The 24,020-nt window shown below is 46.4% G+C and carries 23 protein-coding genes and 1 tRNA gene; 12 read left to right on the top strand and 12 right to left on the bottom strand.

Annotation, left to right across the window (positions count from 1 at the left end):
* Positions 1–112: 112 nt before the first annotated feature.
* Genes metX through BBC0178_RS11465 form a run of 3 tightly spaced genes read left to right on the top strand, consistent with a single transcriptional unit; the run spans position 113 to position 2,918 of the window.
* Positions 113–1,297: a homoserine O-acetyltransferase MetX gene (gene metX, locus BBC0178_RS11475; protein WP_078040250.1), complete on the top strand. Its 1,185-nt coding sequence runs from the start codon at positions 113–115 to the stop codon at positions 1,295–1,297.
* Entirely contained in the window at positions 1,294–1,926 is a 633-nt protein-coding gene (gene metW / locus BBC0178_RS11470; RefSeq protein ID WP_078040249.1) for a methionine biosynthesis protein MetW, read from the top strand. The genes metX and metW overlap by 4 nt, the downstream gene beginning before the upstream one ends.
* Positions 1,923–2,918: a phosphotransferase enzyme family protein gene (locus BBC0178_RS11465; protein ID WP_078040248.1), complete on the top strand. Its 996-nt coding sequence runs from the start codon at positions 1,923–1,925 to the stop codon at positions 2,916–2,918. The genes metW and BBC0178_RS11465 overlap by 4 nt, the downstream gene beginning before the upstream one ends.
* Here BBC0178_RS11465 and modC read toward each other — a convergent pair.
* The 5 genes from modC to BBC0178_RS11440 form a co-directional block, all read right to left on the bottom strand.
* Positions 2,881–3,972 carry a molybdenum ABC transporter ATP-binding protein gene (gene modC / locus BBC0178_RS11460; protein WP_078040247.1) on the bottom strand — a complete coding sequence of 364 codons (1,092 nt, stop codon included), beginning with the start codon at positions 3,970–3,972 and terminating at the stop codon, positions 2,881–2,883. The two genes, BBC0178_RS11465 and modC, sit on opposite strands and share 38 nt — an antisense overlap.
* Positions 3,969–4,655: a molybdate ABC transporter permease subunit gene (gene modB, locus BBC0178_RS11455; RefSeq protein ID WP_075869462.1), complete on the bottom strand. Its 687-nt coding sequence runs from the start codon at positions 4,653–4,655 to the stop codon at positions 3,969–3,971. Before modB ends, modC begins: the two co-directional genes overlap by 4 nt.
* Positions 4,656–4,660: 5 nt before the next feature.
* Positions 4,661–5,410 carry a molybdate ABC transporter substrate-binding protein gene (gene modA, locus BBC0178_RS11450; protein WP_078040246.1) on the bottom strand — a complete coding sequence of 250 codons (750 nt, stop codon included), beginning with the start codon at positions 5,408–5,410 and terminating at the stop codon, positions 4,661–4,663.
* A gap of 9 nt (positions 5,411–5,419) precedes the next feature.
* Entirely contained in the window at positions 5,420–6,211 is a 792-nt protein-coding gene (locus BBC0178_RS11445) for a TOBE domain-containing protein (RefSeq protein WP_078040245.1), read from the bottom strand.
* A 122-nt stretch (positions 6,212–6,333) separates the two neighbouring features.
* Positions 6,334–7,278: a 2-hydroxyacid dehydrogenase gene (locus tag BBC0178_RS11440; protein WP_078040244.1), complete on the bottom strand. Its 945-nt coding sequence runs from the start codon at positions 7,276–7,278 to the stop codon at positions 6,334–6,336.
* Between the two features lie 238 nt (positions 7,279–7,516).
* Between BBC0178_RS11440 and BBC0178_RS11430 the strand changes: the two genes are divergently transcribed.
* Positions 7,517–8,365, top strand: a complete 849-nt coding sequence (locus BBC0178_RS11430; protein ID WP_078040242.1) for a D-amino-acid transaminase — start codon at positions 7,517–7,519, stop codon at positions 8,363–8,365.
* A gap of 22 nt (positions 8,366–8,387) precedes the next feature.
* Here the strand turns inward: BBC0178_RS11430 and holA are convergent, their stop codons facing one another.
* The 4 genes from holA to BBC0178_RS11410 are packed head-to-tail and all read right to left on the bottom strand — an operon-like array spanning position 8,388 to position 12,129.
* On the bottom strand, positions 8,388–9,425 hold the full coding sequence (gene holA, locus BBC0178_RS11425) for a DNA polymerase III subunit delta (protein ID WP_078040241.1): 1,038 nt from the start codon (positions 9,423–9,425) through the stop codon (positions 8,388–8,390).
* A 1-nt stretch (position 9,426) separates the two neighbouring features.
* Positions 9,427–10,221 (bottom strand): ABC transporter ATP-binding protein, encoded by a 795-nt coding sequence (locus BBC0178_RS11420; RefSeq protein ID WP_075869455.1) that lies wholly within the window; start codon positions 10,219–10,221, stop codon positions 9,427–9,429.
* A complete protein-coding gene (locus BBC0178_RS11415; protein WP_078040240.1) occupies positions 10,214–11,110 on the bottom strand; it encodes an ABC transporter permease in 897 nt (298 codons plus the stop codon). The genes BBC0178_RS11420 and BBC0178_RS11415 overlap by 8 nt, the downstream gene beginning before the upstream one ends.
* Before the next feature lie 59 nt (positions 11,111–11,169).
* The gene (locus tag BBC0178_RS11410) at positions 11,170–12,129 is read right to left on the bottom strand and encodes an ABC transporter substrate-binding protein (protein WP_078040239.1); all 960 of its coding nucleotides are present in this window, start codon (positions 12,127–12,129) and stop codon (positions 11,170–11,172) included.
* A 181-nt stretch (positions 12,130–12,310) separates the two neighbouring features.
* Between BBC0178_RS11410 and BBC0178_RS11405 the strand changes: the two genes are divergently transcribed.
* The 3 genes from BBC0178_RS11405 (at position 12,311) to BBC0178_RS11390 (ending at position 15,843) form a co-directional block, all read left to right on the top strand.
* Positions 12,311–12,385, top strand: a tRNA-Gly gene (locus BBC0178_RS11405).
* Between the two features lie 431 nt (positions 12,386–12,816).
* Positions 12,817–13,521, top strand: a complete 705-nt coding sequence (locus tag BBC0178_RS11395; RefSeq protein WP_078040237.1) for an acetolactate decarboxylase — start codon at positions 12,817–12,819, stop codon at positions 13,519–13,521.
* A gap of 819 nt (positions 13,522–14,340) precedes the next feature.
* Positions 14,341–15,843 carry a DASS family sodium-coupled anion symporter gene (locus BBC0178_RS11390; RefSeq protein WP_077973278.1) on the top strand — a complete coding sequence of 501 codons (1,503 nt, stop codon included), beginning with the start codon at positions 14,341–14,343 and terminating at the stop codon, positions 15,841–15,843.
* Positions 15,844–15,993: 150 nt separating this feature from the next.
* On the opposite strand, the gene BBC0178_RS11385 is transcribed toward BBC0178_RS11390, so the two are convergent.
* On the bottom strand, positions 15,994–16,671 hold the full coding sequence (locus tag BBC0178_RS11385; protein ID WP_078040236.1) for a DJ-1/PfpI family protein: 678 nt from the start codon (positions 16,669–16,671) through the stop codon (positions 15,994–15,996).
* A 60-nt stretch (positions 16,672–16,731) separates the two neighbouring features.
* On the opposite strand from BBC0178_RS11385, the gene BBC0178_RS11380 reads away from it, so the two are divergent.
* Positions 16,732–17,793, top strand: coding sequence for a GlxA family transcriptional regulator (locus tag BBC0178_RS11380; protein ID WP_078040235.1), 1,062 nt, complete (start codon positions 16,732–16,734; stop codon positions 17,791–17,793).
* 4 nt (positions 17,794–17,797) lie between these two features.
* Here BBC0178_RS11380 and thiD read toward each other — a convergent pair whose 3' ends face one another.
* Together thiD and BBC0178_RS11370 are read right to left on the bottom strand one after the other, a co-directional pair.
* On the bottom strand, positions 17,798–18,643 hold the full coding sequence (gene thiD, locus BBC0178_RS11375; protein ID WP_078040234.1) for a bifunctional hydroxymethylpyrimidine kinase/phosphomethylpyrimidine kinase: 846 nt from the start codon (positions 18,641–18,643) through the stop codon (positions 17,798–17,800).
* Positions 18,627–19,043: a hypothetical protein gene (locus BBC0178_RS11370; protein ID WP_149867492.1), complete on the bottom strand. Its 417-nt coding sequence runs from the start codon at positions 19,041–19,043 to the stop codon at positions 18,627–18,629. Before BBC0178_RS11370 ends, thiD begins: the two co-directional genes overlap by 17 nt.
* 199 nt (positions 19,044–19,242) lie before the next feature.
* On the opposite strand from BBC0178_RS11370, the gene BBC0178_RS11365 reads away from it, so the two are divergent.
* The 4 genes from BBC0178_RS11365 (at position 19,243) to BBC0178_RS11350 (ending at position 23,970) form a co-directional block, all read left to right on the top strand.
* On the top strand, positions 19,243–19,959 hold the full coding sequence (locus tag BBC0178_RS11365) for a gluconate 2-dehydrogenase subunit 3 family protein (protein WP_077973268.1): 717 nt from the start codon (positions 19,243–19,245) through the stop codon (positions 19,957–19,959).
* A 3-nt stretch (positions 19,960–19,962) separates the two neighbouring features.
* Positions 19,963–21,732 carry a GMC family oxidoreductase gene (locus BBC0178_RS11360; RefSeq protein WP_078040232.1) on the top strand — a complete coding sequence of 590 codons (1,770 nt, stop codon included), beginning with the start codon at positions 19,963–19,965 and terminating at the stop codon, positions 21,730–21,732.
* A gap of 12 nt (positions 21,733–21,744) precedes the next feature.
* The gene (locus tag BBC0178_RS11355) at positions 21,745–23,040 is read left to right on the top strand and encodes a c-type cytochrome (RefSeq protein ID WP_078040231.1); all 1,296 of its coding nucleotides are present in this window, start codon (positions 21,745–21,747) and stop codon (positions 23,038–23,040) included.
* Positions 23,041–23,163: 123 nt separating this feature from the next.
* On the top strand, positions 23,164–23,970 hold the full coding sequence (locus tag BBC0178_RS11350) for a lysophospholipid acyltransferase family protein (RefSeq protein WP_078040230.1): 807 nt from the start codon (positions 23,164–23,166) through the stop codon (positions 23,968–23,970).
* The last annotated feature ends 50 nt before the right edge of the window (positions 23,971–24,020 follow it).

The following is a 24,020-nucleotide window of genomic DNA, read 5'->3' as shown; positions in this document are numbered from 1 at the left end:
GTTTAATATTTTACGAAATACCCTTGCTTTCATCCGAAGTCGAGAGAAAATCTTGACATTTGTCAGAGGAGGCGACTAGCTATTATTTTTCTTTCTAGACGGTGCAACCGACATGACACAAATAAAATCGTCCGGAAAATCTTCCGGCGCGAAAAATTCCCAAGCCGATTTTCCTGATAGTAAAGTAGCGCTGTTCGGGCCAGACGAGCCGCTAAAGCTTGATAGCGGCGTTGTTTTATCGCCTTTCCAGATTGCCTATCAGGACTATGGCACATTGAATGAAGACAAAAGCAACGCCATTTTAATCTGCCATGCTTTGACTGGCGACCAACATGTTGCCAACACCCATCCGGTAACCGGAAAGCCCGGTTGGTGGGATATATTGGTAGGGCCCGGTAAAATTATTGATACCGAACGCTATTATGTGATCTGTTCCAATGTGTTAGGAGGGTGCCTCGGCTCTACCGGTCCGGCATCGAAAAATCCGAAAACGGGAAAGCCCTATGCACTCGATTTTCCTGTTATCACGATAGGCGATATGGTGCGCGCACAGGCAATGCTTGTTGAAAAACTGGGAATCAAAACGTTGTTTTGTGTGGTTGGTGGTTCCATGGGCGGAATGCAGGCATTGCAATGGGCTGCAGCCTATAAGGAAAAAGTGTTTTCATCTGTTATTCTTGCGACCGGTGCGCGCCACTCGGCGCAAAATATCGCTTTTGATGAAATTGGCAGACAAGCCGTTATGGCTGATCCCAACTGGTTGGGCGGGCGTTATCTCGAAGCAGGAAAACGCCCGACAAAAGGCTTGGCTGTTGCCAGAATGACAGCCCATGTCACCTATCTTTCGGAAGCGGCACTTCATCGCAAATTCGGGCGGAATTTACAAAATAGAGACCAGATAACGTTCGGTTTTGATGCCGATTTCCAGATAGAAAGCTATTTGCGTCATCAGGGGATGACATTTGTCGAGCGCTTTGATGCTAATAGCTATCTTTATTTGACGCGTGCGATGGATTATTTCGATCTTGAAGCCGAATATGGTGGCCAACTGGCAGACGCTTTCAAGGGGTCGCGCGGGCGGTTTTTTGTCGCTTCGTTTTCCAGTGACTGGCTGTTTACCACCGCACAATGTCGTACTTTTGTGCACGCACTCAACGCTGCCGGAGCGCGGGTTTCTTTTGTTGAAATCAAAACCGATAAAGGTCATGACGCTTTTCTGCTTGATGAACCGGTGATGTTTTCTGCCATTCACAGTTTCCTGACAGCGGCCGCAGAACAGAGGGGATTGACGGCATGAACGAGGATGAAGAATTATTGTCGGCACTAAAATCCCGTACCGATTTTGAAGTGATCGCCAATTTTATCAGGCCGGGCGCCCGTGTTCTTGATGTCGGGTGTGGCGATGGCAGTTTGCTTTATCTGTTGCAAACGCGGCGCAATGTCGATGGGCGCGGTGTCGAATTGTCGCAACAGGGTGTTGACCAATGTTTGCTTAAAGGGCTCTCGGTCATTCAGGGAGATGCCGATAGCGATCTCGTCTATTATCCGGATTCGTGTTTCGATTATGTTATTCTCTCGCAAACCTTACAGGCAACGCACAATCCGAAGGTCGTGCTCGAACAACTTTTACGCATTGGCGAGAGGGCCGTTGTCTCCATTCCCAATTTCGGTTATTGGCGCGCCCGCGCACATCTGCTTTTTCTCGGCCGTATGCCGGTTACCAAAGAGCTTCCCTATAGTTGGTATGATACGCCGAATATCCATTTTTGCACGATTGAGGATTTTATCGATCTGGTCAATGAAATAGGGGCAAAAATCGAAGAAGCGGTGGTGTTGAATCGGCAGGGAAAACCCGTCAAAGGCAAATTGCCGTTGGGAGCCTGGAATTTGTTCGGGCAACAGGCAGTGTTTCTGTTACATCGATGATCAATAAAGCCGAAACCGACCTCCCGACTTTGATAAGGAACAATCTTGCTTGTTGGGATATTCCCAAGAGCGCCCGCATCGACCTTCTCACCATATCGGAAAATGCGACTTTTCGGGTGACTTTCGGGGACGAGACAAGAATTATACGGGTTTATCGGCCTTCCTATCATCAAAATGATGAAATTTTATCCGAACTCCTTTGGCTTCAGGCAATCGAGCAATCCGGCATTGTAACGGTTCCACATCTTTTCACTTCCCGTTCCGGTCAATTGTTTGTCGAAGCGGGCATTTTCAGGCTTGCCTGTTTTTCGTTTATACGGGGACAAGAACCTCAAGCTGATAAGGCGCTTGTGCGCCGGTTTTTTGAACTTGGCAAAATTTCCGCCAAATTGCATCGCCAATCCATGAATTGGGTAAGGCCGGAAAGATTCATTCGTAAACATTGGACTTATGAAACAATGATCGGCCCGAATGCGATCTGGGGAGATTGGCGAAAGGCCGAAAATCTTCGACCTGCCGATCGTGAAATTCTTGAACACTGCGATAAAACGCTTGAATTTTTTTCTTCAACTTTCCCAAAAGATAAAGCCCATTACGGTCTTATCCATGGCGATTTGCGGCTTGCAAATCTGTTGATTGATGGCAAAAACCTTGCCGCGATCGATTTTGATGATTGCGGCTTTTCTTGGTTCGGATTGGATCTTGCCAACGCATTGAGCTTTATCGAAGATAATCCATTTGTGCCAAGCTATATCAATGCATGGCTTGAAGGTTATGGAGAAGTGATGCCGGTAAACCGGGAAATGGCAGATATGATTGTCCATCTTATCATGATGCGCCGGTTGCAATTGACAGCATGGCTTGAAACGCACAATCAAACGCCAACGGCCAAAAAGCTTCGCAAAACTTTTTTGCAAGGCACAGTCGAACTCGCGAGAACTTATCTTGAAAGAGTTACCCCTCTTGCTGGTCGATCAGGGCAACGCCTTTAATTTGGGCATAAACATCCATTCCTTCCCTAAGCCCTAATATTTGCCATGAATGGCGTGTGAGGCGTGAAAGAAAATGCGCTCCCTTTCCATTATCACCCAATTCCAGTCTGACCAGAACTTCAAAATGCCCTTGTTCTCGCATTGTCAGAATGCGCGCCGGCATCACATTGAGGATCGAGCTTTTCAGCGGTTTTTCGACAGCAAGGCTCACATCATTGGCAGCAATGCGAATGCGCATTTTTTTACTTATTGCCAAAGGTGCGGACGGGGCAATGAACGTGCCACCCGGTACATCCACTTCGACAAGGCCGGTATGTTCGTTATAGGATTTGACATAGCCATCAAGATTGACAGCAGCTTCGCGAGTATTGGCAAGCGGCAGATCAGGATTTGCTTCGATTTCTCTCAAACTGCCGGAGGCAATAACTTTGCCACTATCCATCAACACCAATGTGTCGGCCAACCGTTCGACTTCATAAATATCGTGGGTGATATAAATGATCGGCATTGAAAGACGGTCACGCAAACCAATCAGAAAGGGAAGGATTTCATCTCTCGACCGTTTGTCGAGTGCCGATAGTGGTTCATCCATAAGGAGAATCTTGGGATGCGACAAGAGAGCACGGCCAATTGCCACACGTTGACGTTCACCACCGGAGAGGTTGTGCGGCGCACGATCGATAAGGTGGGCAATATTCAAAAATTCCACCACTTCGTCGAAAGTCGGCGAGAGATTGTTTTCGCCTTTCGCCATAGCAAAGGTAAGGTTCTTTCTGACAGACAAATGCGGAAACAAACTAGCTTCCTGAAAAACATAGCCGAGGGGACGTTTATAAACAGGAACGAAACCGGTTTCGTTTTGCCAGCATTCATTGCCGATCTCGACTTTTCCTGAAAACCGGTTAAGTCCGGCAATGCCGCGCAAGACTGAAGTTTTCCCGCATCCGGAAGGGCCGTAAAGCGCAATGACACCGCGAAGCGGTGCATGAAACGTGCAATCGAGCGAAAAATTGCCCAGTGTCCCTTTAAGATCGACAGAAATAGTTTCATTCATAATGTTCGTGCCTGCATAAATTTTTGCAAGAGTGAAACAGTAAGAATGATGCAGAATGAAAAGATAACCATAATGATTGATAGAACATTGGCTTCATGCATCTGACCGGCTTCGACATAGCTCATAATGGTGGTCGAGATCACGGCCGTTTTGCCGGGCAGGTTTCCACCAATCATCTGCACAACACCGAATTCGCCCACTGTATGGGCAAACCCCAAAACTGCGGCAGTCATAAAACCGGGGCTCGCAATCGGAAGGGCGACTTTCCAGAATGCTTTCCATGGCGAAGCACGCAACGTTGCCGCGACTTCCATTGGCCGCCTTCCCATAGCCTCGAATGAATTGCGGATGGGTTGAACAACAAAAGGCATGGAATAAATGACCGAGCCGATGACCAGCCCTTCAAAAGTGAAGGCAAATTTATCCATGCCGAACCATGGTGCAATAAAGCCACCCGGTCCATTAGGTCCCAGAAACACCAGAAGATAAAAGCCCAGAACTGTTGGTGGCAAAACCAAAGGTATGGAGATAATGGATGCGACGATTTCTTTTCCATAAGTTTTGGATCGCGACAGCCACAAAGCAATCGGCGTTCCGATAGCCATCAGAAAAAACGTGGTTACCGTCGCCAATTCGGCCGTAAGCTTGATCGCGGTCCATGTCTCATTGGAAAGTAGCATCATGCTTTCTACTTTGTTTCCGGCAAAGTGTAGCCATATTTTTTGATAATGGTTGCCGCTTCCGGACCTTTGAGGAAGCTCACAAAAGCCTTTGCCGCTTCATTATTTTCACCGGTTTTCAAAAGCACGGCATCCTGACGGATCGGGTTATAGTCGGTTTGTGGAACAATCCATTTCGAGCCGCCTTTTTCATTGATAATCTGCGAAAGTGCAACAAAACCGATTTCGGCATTTCCGGTTTTGACAAACTGGTAGGCTTGCGAAATGTTTTGCCCTTCGACAAGTTTGTCCTTGATTTTGTCGTGAACTTTGAGCGCATCCATTGTCTCGACAGCCGCCTTGCCATAAGGAGCCGCATCGGGATTGCAGAAGGAAATGTGGGTAATTTTGCTATCCGTCAAAGTTTCAGGACCCTTTACAAGGTCATCTTTTGCGCTCCACAGCACCAATGTGCCGATTGCATAGGTAAACTCTGTTCCTTTGACACCATAGCCTTCTTCAACGGCCTTGGTTGGCCTTTCGGTATCGGCAGCAAGAAATACCTCGAAAGGAGCACCATTCTTTATTTGTGTATAGAAATTACCGGTGGCACCAAATGAAAGTGTTGCCGTGTGTCCGGTCTTTTCTTTGAATTGTTCGGCAATTTCCTTGACGGGTTCAGTAAAATTGGCAGCCACCGCAACAACGGTTTCACCGGCATGGGCAAAGGTTACACTTGCCAGCAACAGACCTATCGATAAAGCGAGTTCGGATTTCATTGTCTTCTCCTAACATGTTGCAATAATGATGTTTTCAGCCTTGATAAGCGCAAGAACAGGTTGATTGGCCATCAGTCCATGAAGTGCGGAGTCATCCGGTCTCATAGTTGAGATGAGTGTTTTGTCTTCACCAATTTCAACGTTAAGCTCGACGCTTTTTTTGCCGACAGTGATTGATTGTAAAATTCCCGGAATACGATTTTGTTCAGAAAAATTGTCCTTGTCTTCAAAAGGTACGACCCTCACAAAGGGTGCTTTGATAAGAGCTGCAACCTGACGCCCCTTGACAAGTCCAAGCCGTTCGACACTTTTTTCAGTAATTTCGGCTTTGATGTCGATTTTTCGGGAAATACTGATGGTTACAAATGCGGCAGGTACTGCACTTTCGATCGATAAAATGTGACCCGATAAAACATTGCGTGCCGAGGTTCTCATCATGAAACCTTGTAAAAGTCCTGTCGAACTCAAACCTATTTCCGACAGATTATCGGAAGCTTGCTTCATCATTGTGGCAAGTCCGGTTTCAAGATGGTGAAAAGTTTCGATGAGTTTTAACGCTTCCGGTGTCAGGGTAGCACCACCGCCATTTTTCCCGCCGATATTCTTTTTCAAAAGCGGTTTTGCAACGAGGTTTTGCATGGCGCTAATGCCATCCCATGCAGCCTTGTAGCTAAGCCCGACAGAACGGGCAGCCGCAGAAATCGAACCTTCGCGGCCGACAGCCTCAAGAAGCTTGATGCGCTCCCGCCCGACCGAGCCGATATGATCTTCTGTGAAAGATAAGGTTGCTTTGACCGACATAGATATACCATTCTGTTATATAGTTTACCTATATAACGATTATGACGAAAGCAAGGTTTCCGCACCAATTTTTCTAAAGCCGGTTTTTGGTGGTTTTTCTTTGGCTTTGTCTAGATATTATTTTAATAGCCGCGCATCCGGTTGACGACAGACGGCAATTTTCCGGTTTTTCGCCAATTTGCTATATTTTTCGCCACAATTTTTGCGGCACTTTCTTTGTTTGTAGGCGCCGAAATATGGGGAAGCACGGTTATATTTTCATTCAGCCATAAGGGCGAATCGGGCGGCAAAGGTTCCTGATCGAAAACGTCAAGAACCGCATGATCGAGCTGACGATTATTAAGAGCGTCAAAAAGAGCATCTGTATCAATAACAGGCCCTCTGGAAAAATTGATCAGGCTTGCTCCCTTTTTCATATGGGCAAATTCATTTTGTCCAAGAAGCCCCGTTGTTTCCTTAGTGAGCGGTATAAGGAGAACGACAATATCACTTGTTTCAATCAGTCGCATAAAACCGGCTTTTCCGCTCGAACATGTGACATTATCAAGTGTCTTTTGGCTCTTTGACCAACCATTTACCTGAAATCCGGTAAGTGTCAGCAATTTCGCTGCAGCTCTTCCCAATTGACCTAAACCGAGAAGGCCGATTTTCCATTGTGAGGCGGGCTTATAGCTATGAGCTTGCCAGAGCCGCACCTGTTGCTGGCGATGATAGCGCGGCATATCGCGGGTTAAATAAAGCGTCCATGCAAGAACAGCTTCGGCCATGGCTTCGGTCAAAGCGGGATCAACGAGCCGTACAATTGGCGGTGCATTTTCGGGTAATTCCTTCACCATCCGTTCGACACCTGCCCACAGGCTTTGTATCCATTTCAGATTTGTGAGTTTTTTCAATTGGGCGGGATCGGGGTTTGCAACAATGGCAAGTTCGATTGCGCCATAATCTTCCGGTTTCAAATCGTTGAAATCAACAATCTTTTCATCGCCCAAATTTTCGGAAAGGACTTTTAACCAGTTATCCCTTTCGGTTTGTTCACTACGGCTGACAAAAGCAATCGGTTCTGCCATCGGATATTTTCCTTATGAAAAAAGCGGCACGAAATGATCGGCCGCGACATCTCGGCTATTGCTGCTCTGCCAAATCTGCCTTAAGTTTAGCCAAAATTCCATAGTGATTTTTAAACGCGGAAAATGATCGTCCGGAAAGAGTTGAAGGCTTCCGGTTTCTAAAACCGGAATATCCGGATTCTCTCCGGCATGATAAATGTTTTTCGCTGGTGAATGATGTTGAAGAGGTAAAAATACAATGACACGCACCGTTTATGTCAACGGCGATTGGTTTGATGAAACAAATGCCCGGATTTCAATTTTTGACAGGTCTGTCATGTTTGCCGATTCCGTTTATGAAGTCACCTCTTTTCTTGACGGAAAGTTTCTCGACTTTGACGGACATATCAAAAGGCTGAAAAATTCTCTGAAAGCGCTGGAGATAGAATTCAACGTGGATAGAGATGAATTTCTCGATATTCATCGCGAGCTTATCAAGCGAAACGGTCTTGACAACGGCACTGTCTATCTTCAGGTTTCGCGTGGCGCCGGTGATCGTAATTTTGTTTATGACAATAGTGAATTGAAGCCTTGCCTTTTCATGTTCACCCAGACAGGCATTGTCAAAAATCTTCAAAAAATGCCGCAGTTGAAAATGATATCGGTGAAAGAGGGCCGCTGGTGCCGCCGCGACATCAAGACGACGCAGCTTCTTTATTCGTCTCTGACCAAGACCCACGCCCATGCCGAGGGCGTTGACGATGCAGTCTATGTCGAGGATGGCTATCTGACCGAAGCAACCTCTTCCAATTTCTTTATTGTCGATCGTCAGGGAACACTTGTCACCCGCCAGTTGGATCACTCCATTTTGCCCGGTATTACCCGCGGTACGATTCTGGAGCTTGCCCGCAAAAACGGCATTAATGTCGAAGAACGGCTTTTTACATTGGAAGAAACCTATGCTGCCAGTGAAGCGTTGATTACTTCGACAACCAATTTTGCAGCTCCTGTTTTGAGCGTTGACGGGCGTAAAATTGGCGATGGAAAGCCCGGAAAAGTAACATTGCGCTTACGCGAACTTTATATTGAACACGTCAAACGCAGTTAAGCCCACTGCTTAAAATCGAAAACTAGTTCTGGCGCCTGGATTGAACAGCAAGCGCCAGGAGTGCCTGCCGGATAATCGGTTCGGCAAGAGCTGTATTTTCTCTGCTTTCAAGAACGGCTTTTTGTAACCGCTCCATCGCTTCCGCAATCCGCTTCAATGTCCAACGGGTAAGTGCCTGTTCCATAACTTTTTGTCGGCGAAAGAAAATAGGCGGACGCGCTGAAGCAATAGCGGAAGAGGGCGTTTTCCCCTCGACTTCCACTTGCTGGCGTAAAATTTGCAATTGTTGGAATTGTCTCTCGGCTGCGCTTAATATCAAAAAAAGCGCATTGCCGGTTGCAACCTGACGGTCGAAACGGTTGTTAAAGCCGACAAGATCACCAATGAGTACAGCATCGATAATTTCATCGTAAGTGAGGCCGCTTACATCACTCACGGCAGCTTTTACATCATCAAGCGTAATCTCGCTCTTGTCCATTGCATAAAGGCAAAGCTTGTCCAATTCACTGCGCGAGATAAGCCGGTCGCCCCCCAGACTCTCTCTGAGCCATTTTCTTGCTTCAAGCGAAATGGCAAGGTGATATTCACCGAGCACCTGATCAATCAGTCCTTCAAGCGAGCGTGCATCATCGGCATAACAGGGAAGTGCCATGGCTGATGCTGCCGTTTCCACAGCCGAACGTAAGCCTGCACCTTTTTTAAGATCTCCGGCCTCTATCATCAGATAAACATTTTCAAGGCCGGTTTTTGCAAGTTTTTTGACAACTTCGGTGAGATTTCGTCCATTGCCGGCGTTTTTTATCGAGATGAGCCGTTTTCCGCCAAACAGCGAAACCGTATGGGCTTCGTCGAGAAGGCGCGTCGGGTCACGTTCAAGATCGGCCGCTTCAAGCCTGATATTGGAAAACGGGTCATCAAGTTTGACACCGGTGAGCCTGGCAAATTTCGAAGCCCGTTCGGAAACGAGCCCCTTATCGGGACCGTAAATCAGAACAATGGGGTATTGCGCTTGTAAACGTGAAAGGAAACCGTCGACTTCATGTGCTTTTTTCTGCGCCATGTTAATCCATCAGCAGCTTGTCATCGTCGAGCGCTTCACCTCTGACCTTTTGGAACATGCCGACAAGGTCGCTCACATCAAGACCTTTGCGTTCTTCTTCGTGCACATCAAGTATTACCTTTCCACCATGCAGCATAAAGGTACGATCACCATAATCAAGTGCCTGCCGCATAGAGTGGGTAACCATCAAAGTGGTCAGATTGTTTTCCTTGATGACTTTTTCTGTCAATTTCATGACAAATTCGGCCATTCCCGGATCAAGTGCGGCGGTATGTTCGTCAAGCAGCAAAACATCGGCATCTGACAGCGTGGCCATAATCAACGCCAAAGCCTGACGCTGCCCGCCCGAAAGACTGTCCATCCGGTTCTGGATACGGTCTTCAAGTCCAAGACCGAGAGCGGCAATGCGTGCGCGGAATATTTCGCGATTTTCTTTTGTCAGAGCCGATCGCAACCCCCGTCGTTTTCCGCGACGGGCGGCAAGGGCAAGATTTTCTTCAATAGTGAGTGACCCGCAACTTCCTGCTAGCGGGTCCTGAAAAACCCGTGCGATCATGCCAGCCCGTTCGGCTGTGGATTTTCTCGAAACATCAATATTGTTGATAATGACTTTGCCTTCATTGGGCAAAATATCTCCGGCAAGAACGCCAAGCATGGTCGATTTGCCAGCACCATTCGAGCCGATAATCGTTACAAAGCTGCCACGTTCAATTTTTAGGTTGAGATCGATAAGAGCCTGTTTTTCCAAGGGCGTTCCGGCTTTGAATGTTACGCCGATATGTTGCAGTTCAATCATGCTTTTTTGCCCCCAGATAATGCGGCAAAACAAGAGTCAATACCACAATCAAAGCGGTAATAAGCTGCAAGTCTGTCGATGTATCAATACCAAGGTTACTGCCTTCAAATGCAAATTGCACAGCAACACGATAGAGGACAGAACCGACAATGCAGCTTATGATAATCAGTAAAAGATTTCGGGTTCTAAACAATGTCTCGCCGATAATAACGGCAGCAAGCCCGAAGACAATGGTTCCTGCACCTCCTGTGATATCGGTGGCAATAGCGGTCTGGATATAAAGCGACCCGCCAAGAGCAACCAGAGCATTGGATAACCCCATACCGGCATAAATGAGAAGCGCGGTTTTGATTCCCTGAGCTTTCGCCATACGCTGATTCGTTCCGGTTGCCCGCATGGCAAGGCCGATTTCACTTTCCAGAAAACGCCAGACAAGAAAAGCAACAATGATGACGAGAATACCAACAAAAAGCGGGCGGATAATCATATCCGGCAATCCGAACAGATTATAAAACGGTGTGAGCGCGGTATCTGCCAAACCCAGATTGACATTCGATACCCCCATAATTCCCATAATGCGAAGATTAATGGTGTAGAGCGCCGACATTGTTAAAATGGATGCAAGGAGGTTCAGAATGCCGAATTTCAAATTCAAAAGTGCGGTAACAAGTCCGGCAATCATTCCTGCAATCAAAGCCGAAAACATGGCAAACCACGGATTAAAACCGCATAGAATCATGACACCGCAGACAGTCGAGCCTAGCAGGAACGAACCGTCCACCGTCAAATCCGGAAAATCGAGAATCCGGAACGATAAATAGACTCCGATAGCGACAAACGCATAAACAAGCCCGAGCTCGACAGCACCGGTGAAGGCAAACATACTCATGAGGCAATTGCCCCGCTTGCAATTATGTCAGTATCGAAAAATTCCACCGTCAGGATACCTTATTTGTTGATAATTTTTGCCGCCGTATCAAGGACCGGTTGGGGAATCACAACCCCCATTTTTTCTGCAGCTTGAAGGTCAATCGCCACATTCTTCCCTTCCGGAGTGACAACATCAATGTCTCCGGGTTTTTCACCTTTTAAAATACGGACAACGAGTTTACCGGTCTCGAGCCCCGAATCATAATAATCGATTCCCTGGGCTGCAAAGGCACCATGCCCGATCGAACTCGGATCAGCCGTAAAAAGCGGTGTTTTTGATTCGGCTGCTACTTTCGTTGCACCTTCTAGCACAGAGATAATTGTATTGTCTGTCGGTACATAAATCATATCCACCTTGCCAATAAGGGCACGGGTTGCTGCCTGCACGTCGGATGATTTCGGTGCAGCCGAGGGGATAACCTCGATTCCTTCTTTTTCTGCGAGCTTTTTCAATACATTCAAGGTCGAAACCGAATTGGCCTCAGCAGCATTATAAAGGTAGCCGAGTTTTTTCAGATCGGGTTTGATTTCTTTCAAGAGTTTTATATGTTCTTCAACCGGCGAGCGGTCGGATACTCCGGTAATATTTCCACCGGGTTTCTTCATATCCGGTACGAGCTTTGCTTCAACCGGGTCTGAAACTGCCGAAAAAACAATCGGTATGTTTTTGGTCGCTGCAAGCATGGTTTGTGCCGAAGGCGTTGCAATGGAAACAATCACATCCGGCTTGTCACCGACAAATTGGCGCGCAATCTGGGTTGCTGTGGAAATGTTTCCTTGTGCTGACTGGAAGTTGAGGGTGAGATTCTCGCCATTCTTGTAGCCCTCTTTTGCAAGGACATCCTCTACGCCTTTGCGCACAGCATCCAAAGCCGGATGGGCAACAATCTGCGTAATATCGACTTTCACTTTATCGGCTGCAAATGAAAAATTTCCCAATGCCAAAATTGCTGCGGCTGCCAGAACCAAACGTCGCATAATCACTTCTCCCTCTAAAACCTCTTAAAAGCTTTATTGGAGCCTTGGCCGGAAATCAACATTTTCAACGATTTTTAAAGCATGAAAAACGAATATTGAAAGAATTTTATTTTTTATGTTGCAATCGTCGCAAGGTTGGGTCATATAGGCACGACCGAAGCGAAGCGCTTCCGGTTTGTGAGCGGGTGTAGCTCAGGGGTAGAGCACAACCTTGCCAAGGTTGGGGTCGTGGGTTCGAATCCCATCGCCCGCTCCAATTTATCCCCAATTATAAATGCGAAAGTTTTATAAGTTGGCTAGGCCTAGGCTTGCTGGAACGGTGTCGATTGCCGAGCCATTGTGCCGCGAGCCCCGCCTATTTTTGTTCTCTTTGTTTCTTTATATTTTCATGCCACGCATTCGTTTTTCAAATTATAGAATATTCTTACATGTATTTTGCGTTCCGCTAGGCCGAATTGAAAGTCGGGTTTGTGAATGCGAAGTAGATAAATTTAATGTGTTAATTAAATGCGATCAGGAAAAGCAAGATTTCTTTTGGAAAACACCCGTTTTCATTTCCTCAATATTTGTCATTGTTGACACAACCTATTATTGAACTTTTAGAAGTTATGGCTATCTACAACATAGTTCGTTTCAAAAGGCGAAAATTGTCCTGTGCTATGCTGTCATTAAATAGGAAAATACATAATGACAAAAAAAATTACCCAATTTTCAGGCGTTAATGCTCTTATGATGGGAGTTTTTGATGGTTTATTTCCGATATCGGAAATTAAAAAACATGGAAATTTCGGTTTGGGATGTTCGGAAGGTTTGACTGGAGAAGTCATTATTGATTGTTGTCATTTTTGGGATGCCAAAGGTAACAGACCATTACGAATAATGGATGACACAGAAAGAATGCCATTCGCGCAAATTACAACATTTGCCCCCGAGGCGAGTTTTGCAATTTCATACGTTTCGAAATCAACTCTATATGAGGAATTGTCGAAACATCTGAAGTTCGACAATGTGTTCGTTGCAATAAAATTGGAAGGCAAATTCGATCATTTGAAGGTGCGGAGACCGAGGGAGCTTGATCAGCGTTTTAAAAACGCCATGGAAGTGGCTGAACACCAAATTGTTGAAGATATCAAAGACATTGAAGGGGAGCTTATCGGGTTTTGGACGCCGGAATTTTTCCAGAATGTTTCGGTTGCCGGCTTTCATGTTCATCTCGTTGACAAAAACCGGACAACGGGTGGTCATGTGATCGATTTTTCGATTGAAAAAGGTACTTTGTCATACGAAACCAAATATGGTTTGGATATCGAATTATCCGATAAAAAGGCCTATCTTGATCATGATTTGAAAGTTGCCGATATGGACAAAATCATCAAGCAATTCGAAAATTGAAGCTTGTGTTCTTCGTTTTGTCAGAATGGTCGGAGAACCTTAAATTCCTCCAGAATTTTTGATAGAGGGTGGGTAAGTTGGAAGAAATTTTTTACCCGACTTTTTATCGAAGTTTACCCCTTCCATACAAAATGGTCTTCTGTCTTTCTGTGTCTCCGGTCACGATATACCGATAATGACATTGTCAAAAGACCGGTCAAGATTGCTCGGCAACTATTGTCCATTGTATTGAGGAAACATGGTTACACACTGCCGGTAATCTACACAAACAGGATATAATTCATGATATGGTAACTGGTCATTTGAAGACAAAGGCACTATGCGAAGCAGATTTTTTGAAAGACCGCATCTTAATAAAGGGCTGGTTGAACTTTAAGAATGAACAGAAAAACAATTATAGTGCGGGCAGAATACCTCGCCAATCAGGGTGTCTTTACCAAATGGCATTATACGAGAATTGTTCGGGGCCTTCGGAGAAGAGATTTCCAGTTTTGAGAACAATATGTGGAGGTAATTATTGAAGTACTAAATTACCTATAAAGCGGAAACCAAGTTTGTCGATTATATGAAAAACGGCGGTAAAAGTATCAATTAAACGAAAATTGCCTATAACGTTATTTCTATCAATATGAGATTTTATCGTTTTTCGTTTCAAATCTGGATAATGTGGCAAGAGAAATCATATTATTGCCAGTTTCATTCAAAGTGATATTAAGATGTGGATGTTTCATGAGACCAAGGCTTCTTTTGACTGGTCTATAAACTGAAATCTTCTATATAAAACCCTTACTGGAGAAGCCTTCATAAAGGATTATATTGATGCAATCCCTAAGCAAATTAAACCAGAAACTATCGGAATATGTACCTTTTCGTATTATTCCCGGTATTATTTGTGTGCTCATTTACTGGGCTTTATATATGTCGCCGAAGCCTGCCGGTTTGACTGCAGAAGCTTGGCATTTTGTAGCCATTTTTGTGGCAGCTATTCTTGGCATCATTCTTAAAGTTATGCCTCTTGGCGTCATGTCGATGATTACGATTGCCGTGGTCATGTTGTCCAAGGTGACATCACCAACCTCTCCGAAAGCTGTCGCCGATGCGCTGGGTTCCATGGATAATGCGCTAATCTGGCTGATTGTTATTTCGGTCATTGTTTCGCGCGGCCTGATTAAAACAGGTTTGGGTGCACGGATTGGCTATTATTTCATTCGTCTTCTCGGTAAACGAACCATCGGTATCGGATACGGACTCGCACTTTGCGAATTATTGCTTGCTCCTTTTACCCCCAGCAACACAGCACGCTGCGGTGGTATTATTCACCCGATCATGCGCTCGATTGCCCTTGCCTATGATTCTGTTCCCCAGAAAGGAACGCAAGGCAAAGTTGGTACTTATCTTGCGCTAGTCAATTATCACGCAAATCCGATCAGCTCGGCCATGTTTATTACAGCGACAGCTCCGAATCCGCTGGTTGTGAATTATATTGCCGAAGCAACCCATCAAGGCTTTACCCTTTCGTGGAGTACCTGGGCACTGTGCATGTTGGTACCGGGCATTGTTGCCATGTTGCTTATGCCGTTTGTCATTTATCTGATTTCTCCGCCAGAACTGAAAATTACTCCGAATGCTGTCACTTTTGCCCATGATGAGTTGCAGAAACTGGGTAAGATCAAAGCGCCGGAAATTATTATGCTGCTCACATTCGTCATTATGCTTTTGTTGTGGGCAGGTCTTCCGGCAGCATTGTTCGGCCCGTCTTTTTCGGTTGATCCGACGGCAGTTGCATTCGTTGGTCTGGTCATCCTGTTGTTATGCGGAACACTGACCTGGGATGATGTGCTCAAGGAAAAAAGTGCTTGGGATACACTCATCTGGTTCGGAGCGCTGGTTATGTTGGCCGGACAGCTTAACAAACTTGGTGTTATTGCCTGGTTCTCTGACGGACTGCGCTTTGCTATTGAATCAAGCGGCATGAGCTGGCCTGCAGCGATGGCTGTATTGATCCTGACATTCATGTATACCCACTATGTATTTGCAAGTACGACAGCTCACATCAGTGCAATGATGCTGGCCTTCCTGATGGTTGGTGTTAACCTCATTCCCGGTGATTATATTAATCTGTTCATGTTGCTGATGGCTGCCGCCTCGGCAATCATGATGTGCTTGACCCACTATGCCACCGGTACATCACCGATTATTTTCGGTTCGGGTTACGTCACTCTTGGCCGCTGGTGGGGCGTGGGTTTTGTGATGAGTGTCGTCAATCTTCTGGTCTTCGCAATTATTGGCGGTATCTGGTGGAAAATATTGGGCTATTGGTAAGCCTTTTGAACCATCGTTTATCGATGGTTTCCTCCGGTCTATTATAAAACAGCGGAGAGTCTCAATTATGCTTGAAATGCCGGTTTATACCGGCATTTTTTTTAAAAAATTCATTTTATCGTTTTGACAATCAAGACGCGCAACAGCTCGTCAGGATCCGTGTTTTTCCTGCCATTTCCGGATAATTTTTTTCCGTTCGTCAGTATTATTTTCCTGTTGAAGTTGCTCCACCAGTGCCTTCGGGGCTTTCTCAGGTGTTCCACAATCAAACGGCGGTTCGGGATCATATTGCATGAGCAATTGCGTTTTTTCGGCCGTTTCCTGGCCTAGAAGTTTTGCGATAATGACCAAGCCGAAATCCATACCTGCAGTAATCCCGCCGGCGGTTATAATATGACCATCAACAACCACACGTTCCTGAACAGGAATTGCTCCGAAAAGCGGTAGAAATTCCATGGCGCTCCAGTGGGTTGTGGCTTTGCGGCCTTTGAGAAGGCCGCTTGCACCCAGTATAAGCGAACCGGTGCAAACCGATGTGACAAAGCGGGTTTCTTTTGCTTCTTTACGGAAAAACTCGAGTACCGGTTCATTATTGATAAATTGATTGACGCCATCTCCTCCGGGAATGCACAGAACATCAAGCGGAAGGATTGTGCTGATATCATGATCGGGCGCAAAGGATAAACCGCTCGTCGTTGTAATCGGCTTCAAGGTTTCTCCAATGAGAGAAACCTCTATTTCAGGAGTTGAACAAAATTCATCGTAGGGTGCAGCAAAATCCAAAAGTTGCATTTCATCAAAAATAAAAAATCCGGCTTTTATGGTCATTGATCATCCCTTTTTAAAAATATGTTTTTAAAAACCATAGAGCACGCTAGATTGGCAGTCATGACAAAGACCCCACAATTTAAGCCAAGTAAGAGATGTTCGATTGATTTTTTGGCAGCCATTGCACCGGAAACCATTGCGCCAAAAACGATTGCTATTGTCTGCTTTGATGATGCGCAATTGCTCGATATTACGGGGCCAATGCAGGTTTTTTCCAGCGCCAATGACCTTTATGCCAGTGCCAATGACCTTTATGAAAGTAACGTGAAGCCCTACCAACTTTTGACAATTGCCGAGAATGACAAAATCAGAACGACAAGCGGGCTGGAATTGGCAGTTGGACCTTTGTCCTTGGCTCCCGATCACCTTGACACGCTTATTATAAGCGGTGGTCGCGGCATCAACCGCTTTGCCGCAAACAAAGCCATGCTTCAATGGATTGATATGATGAACCGGAAAACGCGGCGCATAGCATCGGTCTGTAGCGGCTCTCTGGCATTGGCAAAGCTCGGGCTGCTTGACGGGAAAAAAGCAACAACGCATTGGAGCAGGATAGACGAATTCCGGAAGGATTATCCTGATGTTTTATGGACAAACGAAGCAATTTTTATTCGCAACGGTAAAATCTGGACATCTGCCGGAATCACCTCCGGTATAGATATGACTTTGGCAATGGTGGAAGAAGATTTGGGGTTCGATCTGGCAAAATCCGTTGCCCGTCAATTGGTTGTCTATCTTCGTCGTCCGGGTGGTCAAAGCCAGTTCAGCGAACTTCTCGATTTTTATTGCGAGGACGAACGATTCAATCTCCTCAATCAATGGGTTATGAAAAATCTTTCCCGCCCCTTGTCGGTTGCAATGCTTGCCGAAAAATGTGGTATGAGCGAACGGAATTTTTCCCGCCTTTATACGCGTGATACCGGATCATCGCCGGGCAAAGCCATCGAGCTTTTCCGGCTTGAGGCTGCAAGACAATATCTTGAACAGAACTGGTCGATAAAAAAGATAGTTCGCCAATGTGGCTTTGGGAGCGAAGAAACTTTAAGACGGGTTTTTCAACGTCACCTTCATGTTTCGCCTCAAAATTATCGCGACCGGTTTTCAAGACTTCCGGACGAATAAAAGTTTAGTCGCCGATCATCCCGTCTTGCCATAATTCATAAAAATGGTGAACAGGCCCATGCCCGTGTCCGACTTCGAGTTTATTTGAAGCGGCAAGTGCACCGGTCAGATAGCGTTTTGCAAAACGCACCGAATCAACAAGTGGCGTTGTCGGTAATAAAGCGGCAATGGCTGCCGAAATCGTGCAACCTGTGCCATGGTCATTTTTCGTCGCAATGCGTGGCGCTTCAAGTTCTATAACACCGTGGCGGTCACAAAAAATATCGGGACTTGTCGGGGTTTTGAGATGCCCGCCTTTAAGGAGGACAGAACGGCATTGAAGCTCCAGAATATCGGGTGCACACTTCCTCATTTCTTCAAGTGACCATTCCGGTTTTGTTTTGAGAAGGACCGCTGCTTCCGGCAGATTGGGAGTGATAATGGCAGCCATTGGTACAAGTACATTACGAATAATTTCTATGGCATCGTTTTCAAGCAATAAATCGCCGCTTTTGGCCACCATGACCGGATCAAGAACAATATTGCTTGCGCCATAATGGATAAGCTTATCGGCAATAACTTCGGCAATTGAAGCATTGGCCACCATGCCGATTTTCACCGCATCGACTTTGATGTCCTCGAAAACAGCATCAATCTGGTCAGCGACGAAATCGGCATCCATGGCTTTGAATGCCCGAACACCTTGCGTATTTTGTGCGACAACGGCTGTGACAACACTCATGGCGTAGGTTTTCATTGCCGAAAAGGTTTTGATATCGGCATGCATTCCCGCACCTCCGGAAGGGTCGGTTCCGGCAATTGAAAGAATGCGGGGAATCACAGTTCCGTTTTTCTTAACTGGTGACGTCATTGCAGCGTTTTCCTGTCCAAGTATATTGGGGAATGTTCATACCTGTTCCCCAAAGGCCTTCAAATTCATCAAATTTTTCATCAAATTTCCAGATAGCAAGTCCGGAACCGTATTTATCTTTCCATTCGACCGATCGTTCACGACCTTGCTTTTTTACAATTTCTTCGACCGTCCCCTTGGTGACATCGTCCCCATCGCGATAAGTCATGGTGCCGATTAAGCGGCCATCTTCAGTTTTGCCGAGCACGACCTCGGAACGAACCAGATAACCGGCATTATAGACGAAACCGCAATAGCGACCTTCAGGTTCGAAGGACGGGGTTCTGGCAGAAGAAAAGACGAGCGAGCCTGCTATCCATAAAGGGGCGAGCACGAAAACTATCAAGTGATTCTGTTTCACGAGAATATCCCCCCCTTTTCAAACTTTTAACGAAGCATAAACGAAAACAAAAAAATAGAAAATGGATAAAGATATCAACGTTTAAAAATGTGACAATCAACTGAAGGTTTATCACTTTTTCGGAGCTCACGGTCTTGTTGCTTAAATCTTGCCATAATTCGTGTAACGAGGGCACAGTATTTCGCTCGTGGAGGTATTTATGACACGAAAAAATTTGAACGCAACCAACCTGTCCATTACGCGGCGGGGCCTTCTTATTGGGGCAGCAGCATGTGCAGCCGCCGCATTATCGGCCCGTCACGTTATGGCACAGCCACAAGGGCCAGTTCCTTTACAAAACTATCAGCGGTCTTTCTTTAACGCTGAAGAGTGGGCTTTTGTGATGGCCGCTACTGCCCGAATCATCCCTTCAGACGGGAAAGGACCCGGTGCTTTGGAAGCACGTGTTCCGGTTTTCATTGATAAGCAAATGGCTGATCCATGGGGGCAAGGGGACCACTGGTATAGGCAGGCACCTTTCAATCGTGATGCACCGCGTTACACAGGTTATCAGGCAGAACCTTCACCTGCCGAAGCCTATCGCATTGCTATTCCGAAGATCAATGAATGGTGCAAAGCCCAATATGGTGCGATTTTTGCCGAGCTTCCCGCTGAAAAACAGGATGAAGCTTTGAAGCGTATCGAAAAGGATGAAGTCGAAATTGCTGAATTGCGTTCTGGCGATTTCTTCTCGTTCCTTTTGCAAAACACCAAGGAAGGTTATTTCGCAGATCCCCAATATGGTGGCAATTATGACATGGCTGCATGGGTTTACATCGGGTTCCCCGGTGCACGTGCAAGCTTCCTCGAATGGGTCGAAAAGGACAATGTTCCTTATAAACTCGGGCCCGTTTCACTCTCAGGTCAAAGGGCTTAAATCATGACACAAACAATGAAGAAGAAAGACGTTGTCATCATCGGCCTCGGATGGACCGGCGCAATCAGTGGCATCGAACTTGCAAAAGAAGGTTTGGAAATTGTCGCACTCGAACGTGGTGAAGACCGCGATACCGTTCCGAGTTTTGCTTATCCGAAGCCTGCTGACGAATTGAAATACGGTGTTCGTCTCGGTACCGCTGTCCGCCCGCGCGATCATACGTTAACGATTCGTAGAGGCCTTGATCAGGTCGCTCTTCCCTATCGCCAATTGGGTTCTTTTCTTCCCGGCATCGGCGTTGGCGGAGCCGGTATCCACTGGAACGGCATGACATGGCGTGCACAGCCGGAAGAGCTCAGAGCCCGTTCCTATATCGAAGAAACTTTCGGCAATATCATTCCGGAAGATATGACCATTCAGGACTGGGGCGTTACCTATGACGAACTGGAAAGACATTTCGATATGTTTGAAAAGGTCGTAGGCGTTTCGGGTACTGCCGGCAATCTGAACGGTAAAATTCAGGAAGGTGGCGATCCATTCGAAGGCCCGCGCAAGAACCCCTATCCTATGCCGGCTTTGCCTTATACTTATAATGGGCGGCTCTTTGCAGCAGGTGCAAAGAAAATCGGGCTTCATCCGTTTCCGTGCCCGTCGGCTATTGCTTCCGAGGCTTATACAAACCCTTACGGTATGCAGATGGGGCCTTGTAACTATTGCGGTTTCTGCGAACGTTATGGCTGCCTCAATTATTCGAAAGCTTCACCGCAAGTCAGTGTTCTGGCTGCCTTGAAACGTTATAAGAATTTTGAATATCGGGTTAAGTCGGAAGTCTTGCGTATTGAAAAATCTGCAGATGGCAAGACTGTAACCGGTGTTACTTATGTCAATGAAAAGAATGAAGAATTCTTCCAGCCGGCAGATCTCGTTATTCTTGGCGGTTTCATGATCAACAATGTTCACCTGTTGTTGCTTTCCGGTCTCGGTCAACCCTATGACCCGATTACCGGTGAAGGTGTTATCGGCCGTAACTATGCCTACCAGACTGCTATTGGCGGTGGCACATTGTTCTTCAAAGACAAAGTGTTCAATCCATTTGTCGGTACCGGTTGTAACGGTTCTTATCTTGATGATTACAGCTTCAACCAGATCGATATGGCCAAAGAAGGCTTTATCGGTGGCAGCCGTATTTCGTCAGGCCAGACCAACGGCCAACCAATTCGCAATATGCCGTTGCCAGGTGGCACACCGGCATGGGGTGCTGAATGGAAAAAGGCTGTTGGCGATTGGTATGGACATGCCATGTCGATCGGCCAGCACGGTTCGGTTATGTCCTATCGTGATGCCTATCTTGATCTTGACCCGACTTATAAAGATAAATTCGGCCGTCCGTTGATGCGTATGACGTTCAACTGGCACAATAATGAAATCAGGATGTCGCAATTCATCACAGACAAGATCAACAAGATTGCCGAGGCAATTGGTCCTGATGAATATCGCCAGAAACCGGCGATGAAAGAGGGCCAGCAATATGATACCCGTATTTATCAAACAACCCACACTGTGGGTGGTGCGATTATGGGTACAGACCCCAAACGTTCGGCATTGAACCGTTATCTCCAACACTGGGATTACCACAATCTGTTTATTCCGGGTGCCAATGCGTTCCCGCAGAACATCCAGCATAATCCTACAGGAACGCTCGGCGCTTTGACCTATTGGATGCTTGAAAATATCAAGTCCGATTACCTCAAAAACCCGCGGCCTTTGGCATAGGAGAAACATCCGATGAAACGTTTAGTACAAATTATTATTGGATTGGTAATCCTTGCAATTATTGTCATTCTGGCAATCATGTTTGTGCCAATCAAACGAACCGGCCCGACAGAAGCTCTTTCTCCGGACTTCAAACCGGAACAGGGACGGGGTGAATATCTCGCCAGAATGGCCGATTGTGCAGCCTGCCATACCGCACCCGGTGGTCAACCTTATGCGGGTGGTCGCGAAGTCAAGAGCCCGTTCGGCATTATCTATTCATCCAACATCACACCGGATGAAAACGGTATAAAGAATATGACGCTTGACCAATTCCGTGATGCTTTGCGTGACGGTATCGGCAAGAATGGCGAGCTTCTTTATCCGGCAATGCCTTACGAAAACTATCGCAAGATCAGCGAACCCGACATTGTTGCGCTTTATGATTATTTCATGCATGGCGTAAAACCGGTTAGTGCCAAAGTCAAGGAAACCAATCTGTCATTTCCGTTCAACCAACGTTGGGGAATCCGTCTTTGGAACTTCTTTGCAATTTCCGGCAAAGGTGGTTTCGAGCCGCGCTTCAACGATGCGAAACTTGATCGCGGTGCCTATCTTATTGAAAGCTTAGGCCACTGTGGTGCTTGCCATACGCCGCGTGATTTCATGTTCCGCCAATCGGGTACGAATAGCGATAGCAACAAATTCCTGACCGGTGAAACAATTGACGGCTTCTATGGGCCGAATTTGCGCAGCCCGAATTCGTCCGTTACAAATTGGACGGCAGATGATTTGAAGACCTATTTGCAGACAGGTCGCAACAGTCATTCTGCTGTTGTCGGTCCGATGAAGCTCGTTGTCGAAGAATCAATGCAATTTGCAACCGAAGACGATCTTGATTCAATTGTTGCATATCTCAAACATATTGCACTTCAAGGTGACGCACCAAAACAGGTACGCGATCCGAAAAAGACAACAGATATGTTGACTGAAGCAAAACCGGATATGGCACTTGGTGCCCGCCTTTACATGGACAATTGCAATGCTTGTCACTTTGTAAACGGCAAAGGTGCAAATGGCGTCTTCCCTGAACTTGACGGTGCAAAAATCGTCAATGCGAAGGATGCAAGCGGGTTGCTACGCGTGATCGTTAACGGTTCGCGTATGCCATCAACCGAAAAACGTCCTGCCGATCTTGCAATGCCGGGCTTTGGCTGGCGCATGAATGACGACGAAGTTGCAGCACTTGCCAATTTCTTGCGTTCGAGCTGGACCAATGATGCTCCGGCAGTCACTGCGGCAGATGTCGCCAAGGTTCGCACGAAATAATAAAGTGTGAAAATTGCAAACAAATTTGAAAACGGCCTACGGGCCGTTTTTTATTGAGGTGTTTTCTCGAAACATTTTGCTTTATAAGCAAGATTGATTTGAATAGCTTGAAATGGAAACATCATGGTTCTTGCAATCCGGTCAATCCTGTTTACGGCAGCATTCTATGTGACAACTTTTGTCCAGATGATTTTGTATGCGCCGTTCTATTTTTTCCTCCCGCGCAAAAAAGCATGGATTGTTCCCAAAACATGGGCGCGGGTAAATTTATTTCTGCAAAAACATATTGTCGGAACGGATTTTGAAATCGAAGGGCTGGAGAACCTGCCAAAGGGTGCCTATATCATTGCGCCCAAACATCAATCGGCATGGGAAACGTTCGGTCTTGTTCCTTTTCTTGATGACCCCTCGCTTATTATGAAGCGCGAATTGACGTGGATACCGATCTTCGGCTGGTATATGTTGAAAACCGGCATTATTCCTATTGATCGCGGTTCACCTTTGAAAGCCATGAAGGCGGTTCTGACAGGAGCCAAAGAAAAAGCGGCAGAAGGTCGCCAGATTCTGATTTTTCCGGAAGGTACACGCCGTCAACCGGGAGCAGAACCCGCTTATAAACCGGGTATTGTTGCCATTTATAATGAACTCGGTTTACCGGTTGTGCCTATTGCCCACAATGCCGGGCTTTATTGGCCGCGTGGCAATTTCCGCCGTTATCCGGGAAAAATTCGTGTCCGTGTGTTGCCACCTATTGAAGCGAACTTGAATAAACGCGAATTCTTACCACGTTTGATAAAAGATACCGAAAGTGCTTGTGACGAACTGCTCGTGAAAGCCGCGCTTGATCCGAATCCTCCGGCTATGCCACCGACAGCAGTCAAAAGACTGAAAGAGTTGGGCATTGACTGGACAGGGCCAACCCGTAACTAGGCTTCGTATCTCCGGTTGTTCCGGTCCAATCAGTCGGGAAAAATCCTTTA

Source organism: Ditibartonella apihabitans (assembly GCF_002007485.1).
GTDB classification, from domain to species: Bacteria; Pseudomonadota; Alphaproteobacteria; order Rhizobiales; family Rhizobiaceae; genus Bartonella; species Bartonella apihabitans.
The sequence above is the reverse complement of the archived record's forward strand: the minus strand, read 5'-3'. Positions and strand labels throughout refer to the sequence as shown.

What these genes read in the sequence shown, in the direction of transcription:
- metX (WP_078040250.1), top strand. Translation starts at nt 113, where the DNA reads ATGACACAAATAAAATCGTCCGGAAAATCTTCCGGCGCGAAAAATTCC.
- metW (WP_078040249.1), top strand. Translation starts at nt 1,294, where the DNA reads ATGAACGAGGATGAAGAATTATTGTCGGCACTAAAATCCCGTACCGAT.
- BBC0178_RS11465 (WP_078040248.1), top strand. Translation starts at nt 1,923, where the DNA reads ATGATCAATAAAGCCGAAACCGACCTCCCGACTTTGATAAGGAACAAT.
- modC (WP_078040247.1), bottom strand. Translation starts at nt 3,972, where the DNA reads ATGAATGAAACTATTTCTGTCGATCTTAAAGGGACACTGGGCAATTTT.
- modB (WP_075869462.1), bottom strand. Translation starts at nt 4,655, where the DNA reads ATGATGCTACTTTCCAATGAGACATGGACCGCGATCAAGCTTACGGCC.
- modA (WP_078040246.1), bottom strand. Translation starts at nt 5,410, where the DNA reads ATGAAATCCGAACTCGCTTTATCGATAGGTCTGTTGCTGGCAAGTGTA.
- BBC0178_RS11445 (WP_078040245.1), bottom strand. Translation starts at nt 6,211, where the DNA reads ATGTCGGTCAAAGCAACCTTATCTTTCACAGAAGATCATATCGGCTCG.
- BBC0178_RS11440 (WP_078040244.1), bottom strand. Translation starts at nt 7,278, where the DNA reads ATGGCAGAACCGATTGCTTTTGTCAGCCGTAGTGAACAAACCGAAAGG.
- BBC0178_RS11430 (WP_078040242.1), top strand. Translation starts at nt 7,517, where the DNA reads ATGACACGCACCGTTTATGTCAACGGCGATTGGTTTGATGAAACAAAT.
- holA (WP_078040241.1), bottom strand. Translation starts at nt 9,425, where the DNA reads ATGGCGCAGAAAAAAGCACATGAAGTCGACGGTTTCCTTTCACGTTTA.
- BBC0178_RS11420 (WP_075869455.1), bottom strand. Translation starts at nt 10,221, where the DNA reads ATGATTGAACTGCAACATATCGGCGTAACATTCAAAGCCGGAACGCCC.
- BBC0178_RS11415 (WP_078040240.1), bottom strand. Translation starts at nt 11,110, where the DNA reads ATGAGTATGTTTGCCTTCACCGGTGCTGTCGAGCTCGGGCTTGTTTAT.
- BBC0178_RS11410 (WP_078040239.1), bottom strand. Translation starts at nt 12,129, where the DNA reads ATGCGACGTTTGGTTCTGGCAGCCGCAGCAATTTTGGCATTGGGAAAT.
- BBC0178_RS11395 (WP_078040237.1), top strand. Translation starts at nt 12,817, where the DNA reads ATGACAAAAAAAATTACCCAATTTTCAGGCGTTAATGCTCTTATGATG.
- BBC0178_RS11390 (WP_077973278.1), top strand. Translation starts at nt 14,341, where the DNA reads ATGCAATCCCTAAGCAAATTAAACCAGAAACTATCGGAATATGTACCT.
- BBC0178_RS11385 (WP_078040236.1), bottom strand. Translation starts at nt 16,671, where the DNA reads ATGACCATAAAAGCCGGATTTTTTATTTTTGATGAAATGCAACTTTTG.
- BBC0178_RS11380 (WP_078040235.1), top strand. Translation starts at nt 16,732, where the DNA reads ATGACAAAGACCCCACAATTTAAGCCAAGTAAGAGATGTTCGATTGAT.
- thiD (WP_078040234.1), bottom strand. Translation starts at nt 18,643, where the DNA reads ATGACGTCACCAGTTAAGAAAAACGGAACTGTGATTCCCCGCATTCTT.
- BBC0178_RS11365 (WP_077973268.1), top strand. Translation starts at nt 19,243, where the DNA reads ATGACACGAAAAAATTTGAACGCAACCAACCTGTCCATTACGCGGCGG.
- BBC0178_RS11360 (WP_078040232.1), top strand. Translation starts at nt 19,963, where the DNA reads ATGACACAAACAATGAAGAAGAAAGACGTTGTCATCATCGGCCTCGGA.
- BBC0178_RS11355 (WP_078040231.1), top strand. Translation starts at nt 21,745, where the DNA reads ATGAAACGTTTAGTACAAATTATTATTGGATTGGTAATCCTTGCAATT.
- BBC0178_RS11350 (WP_078040230.1), top strand. Translation starts at nt 23,164, where the DNA reads ATGGTTCTTGCAATCCGGTCAATCCTGTTTACGGCAGCATTCTATGTG.